Source organism: Brucella haematophila, assembly GCF_005938105.1.
GTDB classification, from domain to species: Bacteria; Pseudomonadota; Alphaproteobacteria; order Rhizobiales; family Rhizobiaceae; genus Brucella; species Brucella haematophila.
The window spans coordinates 316,016-331,123 of the sequence record NZ_VCPE01000004.1 but is presented as its reverse complement, the minus strand read 5'-3'; the positions used below and the strand labels follow the sequence as shown (position 1 = coordinate 331,123).

Genomic DNA, 15,108 nt, shown 5'->3' with positions numbered 1-15,108 from the left:
CAGGCTTTATGGCGCTTAACGGCCAGCGAGAATGCCCGCAATGATACCGGTTGCGGTGGTGACCAGCAGGAACTGGTTGTCGACCTTCACCCAACGCTGGCCCGGACCCGGACGGCGGAGGCCATAGCGATTGTAATCGCGAACTTCCGGCTGGCGGCGCCAGTCATTGTAACGCTGGCCCTTGGACCAATTCTGACGGCCATGATCACGACGATCATTGCGGCCAAATTCCTTGCCATAGGACGGGCGCGGCTTCTGCTCCATGCGATGCGGACCTGGCTTGCGCTGATAATCCTGCGCCTGTGCTGCCAGCGGTGCGCCGATGAAGGAAAGGGCTACGGCTGCAAGAATGACTTTTTTGAACATCATGTTCTCCTTTGCTGTGGGTTGGACACTATTGGGAGACGAGTGAACGGAAGATGAATGGCAGCATTTTGAAACATTAAATAAAATCAATGTGATATTAACGCTTTGTTAACCATGGCTTTATGTGTGCCAAACCTGTTCGATCAGGATGGAAACACTTGACCGTTTGAGAATAGGAACGTAATAGTATTACGACGGTTCCCCGACCGAGAGTGAAGGGGATTAATAGGGAACACGGTGAGGACGACCCGAAAAGGGACCGAGACCGTGGCTGCCCCCGCAACTGTAAGCGGATTGCTGTCCATCCTCGTGACGCTGACAGGCGTCATGCCACTGTGTTTGATCGGCGAAAGCTGAAAGACACGGGAAGGCAGATGGAAGCGACCATCCGCAAGCCAGGAGACCTGCCGTCAACGGGCCTTGAGCCCACCATCATCCATTGTCACGGGCGGGGATGCCCGGAGCAGGAGCAGGTTATGACAGCACATCGCGCTGCAAAGCGCTTTTTTACACCGTCATTCATATCCCCGGATATCTCCGTTTGCTCACGGTGCCTTATCGCCGTCGCTTGCTGACGTGGCTACATCTTTCATCATTTCGGGGATTCTCATGACATTCCACGGCAAGACGTCGTTTCGCGCAGCTCTATGCGCTCTTTCATTGTTCGCGGGCGTGCCAGCGCTCCAGGCTGCGGAAACGCAATATCCGCTGACGCTGAAGAACTGCGGACGAGACGTCACATTCAAACAGGCCCCGACGCGCGCGGTGGCGGTCGGCCAAAGCAGCACGGAAATTCTGTACAGCCTCGGTCTCGGCGACAAGGTCGTCGGCACGGCAGTGTGGTTTGGCCCGGTGCTCAAGGGCTTTGAAGAGGTCAACGCCAAGGTCAAGCGGCTGGCCGATAATGATCCGAGCTTCGAAAGCGTTCTGGCGCAGAAGCCCGATATCGTGACAGCAGATTTCCAGTGGCATGTCGGACCGAACGGCATCGTCGCCAAGCCGGAACAGTTCGAGGAACTGGGCATACCCGCCTATACGTCGCCTTCGGATTGCGTCGGCAAGGATAATTCCGGCGGTGGCGATGGCGTGCGCACGGCAGCCTTCACGATGGATATCGTCTATCAGGAAATCGGCGAGCTGGCCGCGATCTTCAACGTGCAGGATCGTGGTGAAAAGCTGATTGCCGAGCTGAAGGGACGCGAAGAAGCGGCACGCAGCAAGATTGGCGCCAGCGGCGGCAAGCTCTCCGCTGTGGTCTGGTTCTCCAGCACGCAGATCGACGCCGATCCCTATATCGCCGGTAAGTTTGGCGCTCCGGCCTATATTCTGTCAGCGCTTGGCATCAAGAATGTGGTCGACAGCGAAGAAGAATGGCCGACTGTCGGCTGGGAGACGATTGCCAAGTCCAGCCCGTCGATGATCGTGGCCGCCAAGCTGGACCGTCGCCGTTATCCGGCGGACGATATTGCCGTGAAGCACAAATTCCTCGAAAGCGATCCGGTGACGAGCCTGATGCCAGCCGTCAAGGGCGGCCATGTCTTCGACATGGATGCGCAGTCGATGAGCACATCGCTGCGGGTGATTGAAGGCATTGAAACGCTGGCAGCGGCAATCGCTGCTTCGGACCTCAACAAATGACAGCTTTGGTGGCCATAGGAAGGCTTCCTTTCAGCAACAAGGTGAGCGCCGGAGTTCTGGCGCTCATTCTGCTGCTTGCCGCCTTGTGGCTTGGCGCGGCGATTGGTGAAACCGCCATACCGCTGGATGTGGTGGCGAAGACCGTCGCCAACCGGCTGTGGCATGCAGGCTATGTGCTCGATCCCATCGATGAGGGGATCGTGTGGAGCTATCGTCTCAGCCGTGCCGTTGTCGCGGCATGCTGCGGCGCCGCGCTGGCGCTTTCCGGCGTTGTGCTGCAATCGCTGCTGCGCAATTCGCTTGCCGATCCGTATATTCTGGGCATCTCCGCCGGGGCTTCGACCGGGGCCGTCAGCGTTGCCATTCTTGGCATTGGCGCTGGCGTTCTCACGCTTTCGCTTGGCGCATTCATCGGGGCGATACTTGCATTCGTTCTGGTTTCACTGCTGGCGCTGAAAGCCGGGCGCGGCAACAGCGCCATCATTCTGGCCGGTATAGCCGGTTCGCAGCTTTTCAACGCGCTGACCTCGTTCATCGTGACAAAGGCCGCCAATGCCGAACAGGCGCGGGGCATCATGTTCTGGCTTCTCGGCAATCTCTCCGGCGTGCGCTGGCCCGATGTGACGCTGGCGCTGCCTGCCTGCCTGATCGGCCTCATCATCTGCCTCTGGCACGCCCGCGCGCTTGATGCTTTCACCTTTGGCGCAGAATCCGCTGCTTCGCTCGGCATTCCGGTGCGTCGCGTCTATGCGGTGCTGATTGGCGCCAGCGCCATGATGACGGCGGTGATGGTTTCCATCGTCGGGTCCATCGGCTTTATCGGTCTTGTCATTCCCCATGCGGCGCGAATGATTGTCGGCGTGCGGCATGGCACATTATTGCCGGTCAGTGCGCTGATCGGCGCAATCTTCATGATCGCGGCCGATATCGTGTCGCGCATTATCGTGCCGGGACAGGTGCTGCCCATCGGGGTTGTGACGGCGCTGGTCGGCGCTCCGGCCTTTGCGCTGCTGCTCGGACAAAGGAGGACGCGCGCATGATGCTGACGGCGCACAATGTTTCCTGGATGGCGGGCGGCGCGGAAATCCTGAGCGGCGTCTCGCTTGAGGTGATTGAAGGCGAGTTTCTCGGCATTATCGGGCCGAACGGCTCCGGCAAGACGACACTTCTGTCGCTGCTTTCAGGTCTTAAGCGTCCGCGCAGCGGTGCGGTGCAACTCGGCGAAGCGCCGATTGAACGCTTCAACCGCCGCGAGATTGCGCGTTTGTTGGCGCTGGTCGAACAGCAGGCGGAAACGACCGAGCGCATCACGGCACGGCAGGCGGTGGAGCTTGGGCGCACACCTTATCTCGGCGCTCTGTCGCCGTGGTCTGCCGAAGATGACGCCATCGTCGATCATGCGCTGGCGCATGTGGATATGACGCATCTGGCCAAACGCAACTGGCATACGCTGTCGGGCGGAGAACGCCAGCGCCTGCATATTGCCCGCGCTCTGGCGCAGCAGCCGCGCATCTTGCTGCTGGACGAGCCGACCAATCACCTCGACATCGGTCATCAGATCGGGCTTCTCGATCTCGTCCGCCGGCAGAGCCAGACCAGCGGGCTGACCGTGGTTGCAGCGCTGCACGATCTCAATCATGCAGCCATGTTCTGCGACCGCATTGCGGTGATGGACAAGGGACGGCTTGTGGCGCTCGGCGCACCGCGAGAGGTGTTAACCGCAGAGCGTATCCGCTCCGTGTTTGGCGTCGATGTGGAGGTCGAGCATATGGGTGCCAGCGGTTGTCATATCCGCTATTGCACACCGGGGCATGTGCATGAAGCGCCGGTGCTGCAGCTGCGTACAGCTTAGCACTACAGTTGCATTCTTCGTGATGCCGGTCTGCAACGAGCAATTTCCTACGCTCCGGTGCTCAAAAATCACTCGTTTCGCCGCAGCCTGACGAATTTGCACCTGTAGTATTAGCTAAGAGCGGCTTTTAAGCGGCGCTGTTCCAGTCCAAGCCCCAGTTCTTCCGCGCGGGCAATGATCGGAGCAAAGCGGCGCTGCTTCTTTTCTTCGTGATTGGAAGCAATGTCGGCAATGCGGTGCTTCAGGAACGGGTTGAGAAAACGCTCGCGAACGGAAACCACATAGGCTTCCGCCTCGTCGCCAAGCCCATCGGCTGCAAATACCGGCAGCACTTCCTCGCGCCACAGGGCTTCCAGCTCGCTGCGGATGGTTTCATCCTGCATAGCTTCCAGCACGATTTCGTCTTTGGGGCGATTGCCCTTCACCCACCGTTCGGCAATGAAGCTATGGCCGAGATTGAGCAGATAAAGTTTCAGCCGCTCATAGCGCGCCAGATCGTCGGTGACGACAATATCCTTGTGGCGGCATGGCAGTGTCAGGCCTTGCGCCTGTTCGATAGCCCAGATCGCATAGGGTTCAGCGATAGCGCCGACCGGCTCAATCGCTTCGGAGACGATGCGGTCCACCAGACTATTGGCAAAGATGCAGCGCGTTTCCAGCCACTCGACAAAGCCGCTCGGCAACTTCCATTCCTGCGCCAGCCCGATCAGGATGGCGCGCAGTTTGTCGCCGTTGCGGGAAATCAGCTCGCACGGGAAAATCGAAAGCGGCACATCCGGGTTGTTCTGCCAGCGATGGCGCAGAAGCACGAGCAGCTTGGCGGGAAAGCTCTTCGGCAGGGTCTGCGGATTGGCGAGCAGTGAAGAGTCGTCACTCGCATCCAGTTCATAGCCCTTGTCGCCGGTGTTCGAGAGGATCACCTGGACAGTCGCGCCGAGATCGAGAATCTCGGCCCAGTCGGTATGGGCGGAATAGGCGGCGGTCACGCCCTTGGCGTTGTGCTCCGTTTCCGACGGCTTGCCATCGACCAGACCGCGGATCACGACGGGATAGGTCTTGCCTTCATTCAGCGCGGCAATGCGTTGCGCGCTCTGCGGATTCGACGTTGTCTGCACCACGGCAATCGTGCCGATTGCATCGCCTGTCGCCAGTGCTTCAGCGACGAAGAAATCGGCATGGGCGAGCAGAAAACGGCTGGTACCGAATTGAAGAATCGCTGGCTTGTTTTGCATGGCATGCTCCCGAATTTGTAACCGTAGTGCTACGCGATCTGCGTTAAATTGGTCAAGCCAATAGGTTCTGACCGCAAAAATAGGGTTGAATTTTTCTGGAGCGCTGCGCGATTTGCCGCATTTTCGCACCGATTCAGGCATATTGCGCTTCCCGTTGGCTGGAATTATGGTAAGGCCAATTTGGGAGTAATGATGAGCGACTTTGCGGCCACAGCAGAACCTCGCAGGCTTTACCAGCAGATTGCCGACCGGGTCAGAAATCTGATTCAGGCCGGGCAGTTTCCGGCGGGAAGCAGGCTTCCGGCTGAGCGCGAGCTTGCCCAGCAACTGGGCGTGTCGCGCCCGTCGCTGCGTGAGGCGCTCATTGCTCTCGAGATTGCCGGCAATGTCGAAATCCGCATGGGTTCTGGCATCTATGTCAATGCCGATCCGGAAAAGCGTGTCATTACGCAAGGTGTATCCATCGGCGAAAGCCCGCTGGAAATCATGCAGGCGCGTGAGCTGATTGAAGGCAGCGTGGTGGTGATGGCCTGTGCGCGCATGACGCCGGAGCCGCTTGCCGCATTGCGCGCAACGCTCGACGAGATGCGGGCCAATGTGCATGTCGACCGCCGGGCGATGGAGCTTGACCGGCAGTTTCACCTGTTGCTGGCCGAACAGGCGGGCAATTCGGTGGTGGTGCGGATCATCCGCGACCTCTTCGACGAGCGGCACAGCCCGCTGACGTCGCAGATCAGGACGCGGTTTGAGAATAACGATACGTGGGTTCTGGCTTTGGCAGAGCACGAAATCATCTATGCGGCGCTGGAGGCGAGGGATCCGCTTCAGGCGCAGGCAGCCATGCGAACGCATCTGGAGCAATCCAAACAGCGTTGGATGGATAACGAGCCGCGTGACAGGTCATTCGCGGCGACATGAATTGGGAGTGAGGTCAGACACATGAATATTTCCGTTTCCCCGGCTGCAACGCCGGTCATCCTGCTGCATCCATCGGACGACGTCGCGGTTGCGCGCATTTCCGTTCGCGCTGGCGACCCCATCGGACTGGAAGGCATCAATGCCCGCGAGCTGATCGGTCGTGGCCACAAGGTTGCCATTCGCGCCATTCCCGAAGGCAAGGAAGTTCTGAAATACGGACAGGTCATCGGTGTCGCCACCAAGGACATTGAAGCTGGCGAGCATGTGCATCTGCAAAACCTCGCCATGCTGCCTTCCGAACATGAGCACCAGTTCTCCATTGATATCGAAGAACGCGGCATGCTGCCGGAAGCCGAACGCCGCCATTTCATGGGCTATGATCGCGGCCCGGGCGGTGTTGGCACGCGCAATTATATCGGCGTCATCTCGTCGGTGAACTGCTCGGCCACCGTGTCGCGCTATATCGCCGACTATTTCAACCGCATGGGCGGACTTGACGGTTTCGACAATGTCGATGGCGTCGTCGCGCTGACGCATGGCAGCGGCTGCGCGATCAACACCAAGTCGGAAGGCTATCGCCTGTTGATCCGCACCATTCAGGGCTATGCCAAGCACCCGAATTTTGGCGGCATCCTGCTGATCGGCCTTGGTTGCGAAACCAACCAAATCGCGCCGATCCTCGAACATTACCGCATGGAAGAAGGCACGCGTCTGCGCACCATGACGATCCAGCAGCACGGCGGCACGCGCAAGACCATCGATCATGCGATTTCCGAGATCAAGGAAATGCTGCCGCTGGTCAATTCTGCGGTGCGCACCAGGCAGCCGCTGTCGAAGCTGAAAGTTGCGCTGGAATGCGGCGGCTCGGACGGCTATTCCGGCATATCGGCCAATCCGGCGCTGGGCTATGCGTCAGACCTTATTGTGCGCAATGGCGGCACGACTGTTCTTGCAGAAACGCCGGAAATCTATGGCGCGGAACATCTTCTGACGCGCCGTGCTGTGACGCCTGCGGTGGCGGAAAAGCTGTTGCAGCGCATTGACTGGTGGCGCGATTATACCGCGCGCAACGGCGATGAACTCAACAACAATCCATCGCATGGCAACAAGCTTGGCGGCCTGACCACCATTCTTGAAAAGTCGCTCGGTGCCGTTGCCAAGGGTGGCTCCATGCCGCTCAAGGCCGTCTATGAATTCGCCGAAACGGTCACCGAGCCGGGCTTCGTCTTCATGGATACGCCAGGCTATGATCCTGTGGCCGTGACCGGTCAGGTGGCTGGCGGCTGCAATGTCATCTGCTTCACGACGGGCCGTGGTTCGGTTTCCGGCTTCAAGCCTTCGCCTTGCATCAAGATCGCCACGAATTCCGAAATGTACGAGCACATGAAGGAAGACATGGATATCAATTGCGGCGGCATCGTCACCGGCGCGGAAACCATTGAAGAGTCTGGCACGCGCATCTTCGAATATATCATTGCAGCCGCCTCTGGCGAAAAGACGCTGAGTGAAATCTACGACTATGGCGACAACGAATTTGTGCCATGGCAGGTTGGCGCCGTTACCTGATCCGCATCTTTCAATATGTAATCGACAGGAATATCCGATGGTCAAAGCTCTGCGTATCGAGAGCGAAAATGTAACCCGCTTCGCCGAGATCGATGAAGCGCCGCTGCTGCCCGGTCATGTGCGCATCAATGTGCGTCATGTCGGCCTGTGCGGCAGCGATCTGAACACCTTCAAGGGTCTCAATCCGCTGGTGCAACTGCCGCGTATTCCGGGGCATGAAATCGGAGGCGAAATCATCGAGGCCGGTGCGGGCGTCGATGCGGCTTATGCTGCGGGCAAGCGGGTCATCGTGCTGCCCTATACCAATTGCGGCGAGTGCTCGTCCTGCCGCAAGGGGCGGCTCAATGCCTGTCGCTATAACAAAACGCTCGGTGTGCAGCAGAACGGCGGCCTCGCCGACCAGATTGTTCTGCCTGCCGAAAAGCTGATCCTGAACGATACGCTGGAGCCACGCCATCTGGCGCTGGTCGAGCCTTTGTCGGTTGGCTTCCATGCCGTGGCGCGCGGTCGCGTTGAGGCAGGCGATACGGTGGCTGTGCTCGGCTGCGGCATGATCGGCATGGGTGTGCTGATCGGCGCGGTGGCGCGTGGCGCCAAGGTTATCGCCATTGATCCGAGCGCGGAAAAGCGCGAGCTGGCGCTGCAATTCGGCGCAACCCATGTTCTGGAGAGCGGCGAAGATGTCGTGCAAAAGGTCATGGAACTGACCGGAGACGACGGCGTGGATGTCGCTTTCGAAGCGGTTGGCTTGCCAATCACCTTCACGCAGGCGGTCGACCTTGCCTGCTTTGCGGGACGGGTGGTCTATGTCGGCTATTCGAAAGCGCCAGTGACTTACCAGACCCAGTTCTTCAATCTGAAGGAACTGGACATTATGGGGTCGCGCAATGCGACGCTGACCGATTTCGAGGCGGTTGTCGCACATCTGGAAAAGCTGGGCGCAGATGCCGACAAGCTTATTTCAAAAGTGTTTCCGTTCGACGAAGCCGAACAGGCGCTGCCCTATTGGGACGGCGACCGCAATGTGCTGAAAATCGTGATCGAGCGGGCTTAATAAGCCGCGTTATCGAGAAAAGGGGAGCCGGTTTGGCTCCCCTTTTTCGTTTCGGGCTTTGCGCGCTCCGTGGTGGAGGCGGTGCTGGTGGCGAAGCAATATGGGGCCGTGACGATTGCTATTACGCCCGCTGATTCCGATCTTGCGCGGGCGGCGGACAGGATCATTCCGTTTCAGGCTGATGAGGACGGGAATATTTACAAGCCGACGTCCTCGTGCTTTGCGCTGCTTGCCATTCTCGACATGATCGCCACAGCGACGGCCGAACCTGCGCCGGATCAAACACAGCCTGAATACGCTTAAAATTGACGATCCGCGTCTATCGCTGGGCGACTGAGATCATTGTAATGCAAATAGTCGAGGCATAGAGAGCCGCGACAAGCAAGGGGATGAAGATGATGGGAACGATCAATCCGTTCGATGGTGATCAGGATCGCGCACAGATCTGGGACATGCTGGTGCGGCGTGATATCGAGGCTTTCGTCAATCAGGACTGGGCATTGGTGGCCGATGATTTCGACGAAATGCGCTTTCTTGGCATTCATGCGCATCATGAAGCCGATCCCGATAAATGGGATGCCGGATTTCCGACATTGGCGGCCTATCGCGACGAGTGGCTGCGGCAGGCGGCGGAGAGTGCTGCGACGGAATTTGCCGAATCTCTTTCAGAGGGCATTTTCCGCGCAACCGATCTCAGCGTCATCGACATTACGGGCGATGTCGCAGTTGCGCGGAAAAAATTTTACGGCACCATCGCAAAAAAAGATGGCTCGGTGGATCGCCTCAACTGGCAGACGCTTTATTTCTGCCGTCGCGATGGCGCACGCTGGAAAATTACGGGCTTCGTCGGTTATATGAGATATCGCTAAAAAATAGCGGATTCAGGTGTTTTTGGGCGCAAATGAGGCCGGTTTGCGCCTATTTTCATGTATAGACGAATACATGTCGATCCATAGTATAATCATACTGTTTTTCTCAAATTATAGCTATTTCGTCTTCAATCTATAGTCATAGGGCTGATGTCGCAGCTGATGGCATATTTGTCGCACGCCGTTCGTGCAATTGAGTGGCGGAGGACTACTATTGTCCTCAAGCTGGCCGACTTCGACCTACTTAAAAAATGCCCCGGCCAGCCTGCATATTTCGTCGCGCAACCTTTCAAAAAATCACTAAAGGGGATGGGTGCGCTTGGATGAATTCACGGCTGTGGGTGGACATGTCGGGAAATGACCTATATAGAATCATGCAATCTTTCGCTAATCATTCCATGCGTTTCGTTCGCGGAACGCAGATCGTGTGTGCGCAATTTGCGCTGGAATGAAGTTTTATCAATCTTGAAAAGGAGATTAAGTCCGCCAGCACAGCGGGGTTAAACTTAATGCATGGTATTTTATACAAGGATGAAAGTATGAAGTCGCCGGCTAAGACAAAGATAAGCTTGAATGGCGTGTTTAAAGTCTTCGGCGACGACCCGGAGCGTGCAATGGAAGCGTTGCGCGCGGGTAAGTCAAAAGCGCAGATTTACAGCGATCTCGGGGCCACCATCGGTGTCGATGATGCTAGTTTCGATATTTATGAAGGCGAAGTATTCGTCATCATGGGTCTGTCCGGTTCGGGCAAGTCGACCCTCCTGCGCCTGCTCAATCGTCTCATTGAACCGACCGCCGGTTCCATCGAAGTGGAAGGCCGCGATATCGTCAAAATGACGAAGCGCGAACTGATCGATCTTCGCCGCCGCGACATGAGCATGGTTTTCCAGTCATTCGCACTGTTGCCCAATCGTTCGGTGCTGAACAACGCCGCCTTCGGCCTTGAAGTGGCCGGAATGGGTGAAGCCGAGCGTCACGCAAAGGCGCTGAGCGCGCTCGCAGCCGTTGGTCTTGAACCTTATGCCAACAGCATGCCGGACCAGCTTTCCGGCGGTATGAAGCAGCGCGTCGGTCTGGCGCGGGCTCTGGCCAGCGAGCCGACCATCCTGCTGATGGATGAAGCGTTTTCCGCGCTCGATCCGCTGATCCGCACGGAAATGCAGGACGAGTTGAAGCGCCTTCAGGCCCAGCACAGCCGCACCATCATCTTCGTCAGCCATGACCTTGATGAAGCGATGCGCATTGGCGACCGTATCTGCATCATGCAGCACGGCAAGGTCGTGCAGGTTGGCACGCCGAACGAGATCGTCTCGGAGCCTGCCAACGATTATGTCCGCTCCTTCTTCCGCAATGTGGATGTGTCGCGTGTCTTCAGGGCCGCTGATGTTGCCCGCGAGGATGAGCTGATCGTGTTCGAACCCGACCAGCTTGCAACTGCGCTGGAGCGTTTTGATGCCAGCGGCAAGGTGTTTGGCGTGCTGGTCGATGCCGACCGCACCTATCGTGGCCTTGTCAGCCGGGATGCGCTCGCCAAAGGCGCTGTCGCCGAAGCCGGAACGCGGCTTGACGATGTGGCCGCCATCGAGGCGGAAGCACCGTTGTCCGGTTTGCTGACGCAGGTTGCAGCCAGCCCTTGGCCGATGCCCGTCACCGACCGGCAGAACCGCTATGTTGGCGCGATCAGCAAGTCAGCATTGCTAGAAACTTTGGGTCGTGCGGGCTGATTGCCCGCCCCAATCGTCTCTCGCACGCTTTGTGTGACGCATTTCCAGCCAGACCGGTTCGCGCTTTTGCTGGAAATGCTTCTCACCCAGTCCAGAAATACGGAAATGGACGGTAAAACATGGATTTGAATTTCAGTGTTGGTGGTGCGGCTGATGTGGTGGTCAATTATATTCTCGACCATTTCACGCCTGCACTCGACATAATCGCAGCGGCCATCGGTTTCGTGACCGATGGTATTCAAAACGCTCTCATCGCTATTCCACCTGTCGCCGGTGTGGCTATCCTCACCTTGCTCGCGCTGTGGCGCGTCGGCTGGAAGTTCGCGATTTTCACCATTCTCGCTTTGGCGCTCATCATCCACATGGAATTGTGGAGCGGCACAATGGAAAGCCTGTCGCTGGTGCTGGCATCGACCGTTATTGCGATGGTGATCGGCATCCCGCTGGGTATCGCCATGGCGCGCAGCGACATGGTGGCGTCGATCGTGCGCCCGGTGCTCGACCTGATGCAGACAATGCCAGCCTTCGTCTATCTTATTCCGGCGGCGATGTTCTTCGGTCTTGGCGCCGTGCCCGGCACGATTGCAACGGTGATCTTTGCCATGCCGCCAGTGGTGCGCCTGACCAATCTCGGCATTCGTCAGGTCCACGCGGAATTCGTCGAAGCGGGTCTGGCCTTCGGCTGCACGTCGCGACAGCTCCTGTTCAAGGTGCAACTGCCGAACGCCATGCCGTCGATCATGGCCGGCGTGAATCAGACAATCATGCTGTCCCTGTCGATGGTGGTCATCGCGTCGATGATCGGCGCAGGCGGTCTTGGCAATACGGTCCTGACCGGTATCCAGCGCCTCAATGTGGGCCTTGGCTTCGAAGGCGGTCTGGCCGTGGTCATTCTGGCGGTCATTCTCGACCGCATCACCCAGAGCTTCGGCAAGGGAAATGGCACCGGCTTCTTCAAGCGGCTGGCATCAATGAGAAAGGCGGCAGACACACAGTCTGCCTCATCCTTTCGCAAGCAGGAAGCATGAGACAACCAGAAATAATAACGGGAACTGAATCCAATCGAAAAGGAGTAGGCATGTTGAAGAAACTTGCAGGTTTCGGTCTGGCTGCAGTGGTGGCGGGTACCATGACAATGGGCGCGGCCTTTGCGCAGGACGGTAAGACGGTAAAGATCGGCTGGGCCCCGTGGTCCGATGCCGAGTTCGTCACCAAGCTGACCAAGAAGCTGATCGAAGACAATCTTGGCCAGAAGGTCGAGCTGGTGCAGACCGATGTTGCACCGCTTTATCAGGGCGTGAGCCGTGGCGATATCGACGCCATGCTGATGGCCTGGTTGCCGGAAACCCACGCCGATTATTACAAGCGCATCGAGGGCAAGGTCGAAAATCTCGGACCGCTCTATGAAGGCGCAAAGCTTGGCTGGATCGTTCCGGATTATATCCCGGAAAGCGAGATCAGCTCTATTGCCGATCTGAAAAAGCCCGAAGTGAAGGAAAAGCTGAAGGGCGAAATTCAGGGCATTGATCCGGGTGCCGGTCTGACACGTCTGTCGCAGGAAGCGATCAAGAAATATGGGCTTGATTACAAGCTCAACATTTCGAGTGAAGCGGCCATGTTGACGACGGTTGACCGCGCAACCCGTTCGGACGGCTGGTTCGTAGCCACCTCGTGGAGCCCGCACTGGATGTTCGGCAAGTACAAGCTGCGCTATATCGCCGACCCTGAAGGCGCGCTGGGCGGTGCAGAGCATGTGGACGCGATCGTCCGCAAGGGCTTCAAGGAAGAAAACCCGAAGGTCGCGGGGCTGCTGACCAAGATCGACATTCCGATCAACGAACTTGAATCGGCAATGTTCGACGCACAGCAGACGTCTTACGAGAAGGCCGTCGATAAATATATCGCCGACCATCCGGACCGCATCAAGGAATGGCTTGCCGAATAATTGGTAGTCTAGATATGGAAAAGCCCCGCTCATGCGGGGCTTTTTTTATCCCCTGCGGGCGATGAGAATACCGGCAATGACAATCGCGCCGCCAAGCCCCTGCATCATGCCGAGCGGCTCGGACAGAATAGTCCAGGCGAGGAATGCCGCCACAACAGGCTGAAGCAGCAAGGTGAGCGACGAGAAGGACGCAGGCAGAAACGCCAGCGCATAGGCGATCATGCTTTGTCCGGCGGCATGGGTGAGCCATGCAAGGCCCGCCAGCACAAGCCAGCCATAGAGCGTGGTGGGCATGATCTGCCCTTCCGCAAAATAGGCGACCGGCAGCGATACGATTGCTGCAATGGCGCTGCTCCAGAGCATGATGCGCATGGTCGAGAACCGGTTGCGCAGGCGACCGACCGACAGAATGTACCCGGCATAGAAGACAGCCGCGAGCAGCGCGAGCGCATCGCCGGACGATTGCGAATGCAGGAGTTCGCCGGGGCCGCCTTTCAGCACCACAACGCCGAGAACAGCGACGACCAGCCCGATGATGAACGACTGGCTGACATGTGCCTTATAGAGCAGCCATGCCGCAAGCGTTACGAAGATCGGGGCCATATTGGCGAGAAGCGTCGCATTGGCGACCGATGTGTAATGCAGCGACAAATGCCACGCGCCGAGATCGGCAGCGATGAACAGGCCAGGCACGGCAAGCAGCAGACAGTCCGTGAGGGTGAGGCGCGCATTGTCCTTGATGTCGCTGCGCTCACGTCCGCTCATCAGCATGAGCGGGATGACGGCCAGCGCTACGCGCCAGAAGCCAGTGGCAAGCGGCCCAACTTCCGAAAGGCGCACAAAAATCGGCGAGCTGGCAATGGCAAAGCCACCGGCCACCAGAATTGGCATGGCCCAGCGCTGACCAAAGGACTGGGCGTTGGAAGGGGTTGGGCTCGTTGCGGGGCTCTCTGGGGCGGTCGTCTGCGACATGTCAAACTCGGGGTCAAACTCGGTCTTGCGTCGAACGCCTGATACCGCCTGCATGTTCAATGCTGCGGGCACGGGATGAGGTCCGACATGCGAAAGATGAACCGGCGTTGCAGAGCGAATTCAGCATATTTTTTCTGCGACGCATGTTCCAAAACCGCCTGTCATGTCGCAAAATAATCGAATTGTAGAAATTCTTAATTGTTGGCATGACGGACGTCGAGATTGCTTATTCCTGTTTGAACAAAGCGTCCAGAAGAAAGATGTGCGGGCAGGTTGCTTTGCGATCACTGTTGCCACAACGCCTTCAGCATATCGACAGGCAATAAAAAAGCGCCCCGCAGGGCGCTTTCTGTCGATTGATGGTGCTTTACCGATAGGGCGAAACGCATTGTCTGCGTGGGCCGCTATTCGGCTGGAAGGTGTTATCCGAAACGCGATAGGTGCGATAACGGTTCTGGCACCACTGCACATGGCTGTTGGTGTGCACAACACGCGGCTGGTTGAGCGCGCCGCCAACAATCGCACCTGCCGTGAAGGCTGCCAGCGGATACCACCAGCCGTCGCTGTGGCGGCGATAACCGTTGCGATAATAGCGCGAGCCATGATGACCGTGCCAGTAGCCGGGACGGTTCGAAGGCCGATGGCTGCTGTGTGGCGGACGGCCCGGCCTGTTGGCGTGATGCGGGCGACCCGGCCTGTGGGCATTGCTCGGCGGACGTTTGTGACGCTGGGCATGACCCCGCGGCGGACGGCGATCATCGCGAACCTGTTCGACGTTCTGGTTGAGAGCAGGGCGCTCAAGGTTCATCGGCGCAGCCATGCTCGGAACGATAGATGTAATACCAAAGACCAGCGCCAAGGTCCCCGCGCATGCCTTTTTCAATATGTTCATGTGCAACCCTCCGTATGGAACAACGCATCTAAACGCCTGAAAACACAAATGGTTCCGTATTCAGGCGAGGATAGGGTCGA

General features: G+C 58.0%; 14 protein-coding genes, 1 pseudogene and 1 riboswitch. Of the genes and pseudogenes, 11 read left to right on the top strand and 4 right to left on the bottom strand.

Features of this window, described 5'->3' with window-relative positions:
* Window positions 1-15: 15 nt before the first annotated feature.
* Window positions 16-366, bottom strand: a complete 351-nt coding sequence (locus tag FGI60_RS09070; RefSeq protein WP_138784966.1) for an RcnB family protein — start codon at window positions 364-366, stop codon at window positions 16-18.
* Between the two features lie 178 nt (window positions 367-544).
* Window positions 545-792: riboswitch (cobalamin riboswitch) on the top strand.
* 183 nt (window positions 793-975) lie between these two features.
* Between FGI60_RS09070 and FGI60_RS09065 the strand changes: the two genes are divergently transcribed.
* From FGI60_RS09065 to FGI60_RS09055, 3 genes are read left to right on the top strand one after another with little or no spacing between them, the layout of a single operon-like run.
* Complete coding sequence (locus FGI60_RS09065) at window positions 976-2,004, top strand: ABC transporter substrate-binding protein (protein WP_138784906.1); 1,029 nt, start codon at window positions 976-978, stop codon at window positions 2,002-2,004.
* Window positions 2,001-3,044: a FecCD family ABC transporter permease gene (locus tag FGI60_RS09060; RefSeq protein ID WP_138784905.1), complete on the top strand. Its 1,044-nt coding sequence runs from the start codon at window positions 2,001-2,003 to the stop codon at window positions 3,042-3,044. Before FGI60_RS09065 ends, FGI60_RS09060 begins: the two co-directional genes overlap by 4 nt.
* Window positions 3,041-3,856 carry an ABC transporter ATP-binding protein gene (locus tag FGI60_RS09055; protein ID WP_138784904.1) on the top strand — a complete coding sequence of 272 codons (816 nt, stop codon included), beginning with the start codon at window positions 3,041-3,043 and terminating at the stop codon, window positions 3,854-3,856. The genes FGI60_RS09060 and FGI60_RS09055 overlap by 4 nt, the downstream gene beginning before the upstream one ends.
* A gap of 110 nt (window positions 3,857-3,966) precedes the next feature.
* Here the strand turns inward: FGI60_RS09055 and FGI60_RS09050 are convergent, their stop codons facing one another.
* The gene (locus FGI60_RS09050) at window positions 3,967-5,088 is read right to left on the bottom strand and encodes a mannitol dehydrogenase family protein (protein ID WP_138784903.1); all 1,122 of its coding nucleotides are present in this window, start codon (window positions 5,086-5,088) and stop codon (window positions 3,967-3,969) included.
* 192 nt (window positions 5,089-5,280) lie between these two features.
* Between FGI60_RS09050 and FGI60_RS09045 the strand changes: the two genes are divergently transcribed.
* From FGI60_RS09045 to FGI60_RS09010, 8 genes and pseudogenes are all read left to right on the top strand, one after another.
* A complete protein-coding gene (locus FGI60_RS09045; RefSeq protein WP_138784902.1) occupies window positions 5,281-6,006 on the top strand; it encodes a FadR/GntR family transcriptional regulator in 726 nt (241 codons plus the stop codon).
* A gap of 21 nt (window positions 6,007-6,027) precedes the next feature.
* Window positions 6,028-7,572: a UxaA family hydrolase gene (locus FGI60_RS09040; RefSeq protein ID WP_138784901.1), complete on the top strand. Its 1,545-nt coding sequence runs from the start codon at window positions 6,028-6,030 to the stop codon at window positions 7,570-7,572.
* Between the two features lie 37 nt (window positions 7,573-7,609).
* Window positions 7,610-8,626 carry a zinc-binding alcohol dehydrogenase family protein gene (locus FGI60_RS09035; RefSeq protein WP_138784900.1) on the top strand — a complete coding sequence of 339 codons (1,017 nt, stop codon included), beginning with the start codon at window positions 7,610-7,612 and terminating at the stop codon, window positions 8,624-8,626.
* 42 nt (window positions 8,627-8,668) lie between these two features.
* Window positions 8,669-8,963 (top strand): annotated as a pseudogene (locus FGI60_RS09030) (SIS domain-containing protein); the annotation flags it as partial.
* 58 nt (window positions 8,964-9,021) lie between these two features.
* On the top strand, window positions 9,022-9,495 hold the full coding sequence (locus FGI60_RS09025; RefSeq protein WP_138784899.1) for a hypothetical protein: 474 nt from the start codon (window positions 9,022-9,024) through the stop codon (window positions 9,493-9,495).
* Between the two features lie 539 nt (window positions 9,496-10,034).
* Complete coding sequence (gene proV, locus FGI60_RS09020; RefSeq protein WP_138784898.1) at window positions 10,035-11,219, top strand: glycine betaine/L-proline ABC transporter ATP-binding protein ProV; 1,185 nt, start codon at window positions 10,035-10,037, stop codon at window positions 11,217-11,219.
* A gap of 119 nt (window positions 11,220-11,338) precedes the next feature.
* Window positions 11,339-12,247 carry an ABC transporter permease gene (locus FGI60_RS09015; RefSeq protein WP_078336728.1) on the top strand — a complete coding sequence of 303 codons (909 nt, stop codon included), beginning with the start codon at window positions 11,339-11,341 and terminating at the stop codon, window positions 12,245-12,247.
* Window positions 12,248-12,297: 50 nt separating this feature from the next.
* Window positions 12,298-13,164 carry a glycine betaine ABC transporter substrate-binding protein gene (locus tag FGI60_RS09010; protein WP_138784897.1) on the top strand — a complete coding sequence of 289 codons (867 nt, stop codon included), beginning with the start codon at window positions 12,298-12,300 and terminating at the stop codon, window positions 13,162-13,164.
* Window positions 13,165-13,209: 45 nt separating this feature from the next.
* On the opposite strand, the gene FGI60_RS09005 is transcribed toward FGI60_RS09010, so the two are convergent.
* Window positions 13,210-14,136, bottom strand: a complete 927-nt coding sequence (locus tag FGI60_RS09005; protein ID WP_374843062.1) for a DMT family transporter — start codon at window positions 14,134-14,136, stop codon at window positions 13,210-13,212.
* 367 nt (window positions 14,137-14,503) lie between these two features.
* A complete protein-coding gene (locus tag FGI60_RS09000) occupies window positions 14,504-15,028 on the bottom strand; it encodes a BA14K family protein (protein WP_138784896.1) in 525 nt (174 codons plus the stop codon).
* Window positions 15,029-15,108: the final 80 nt, after the last annotated feature.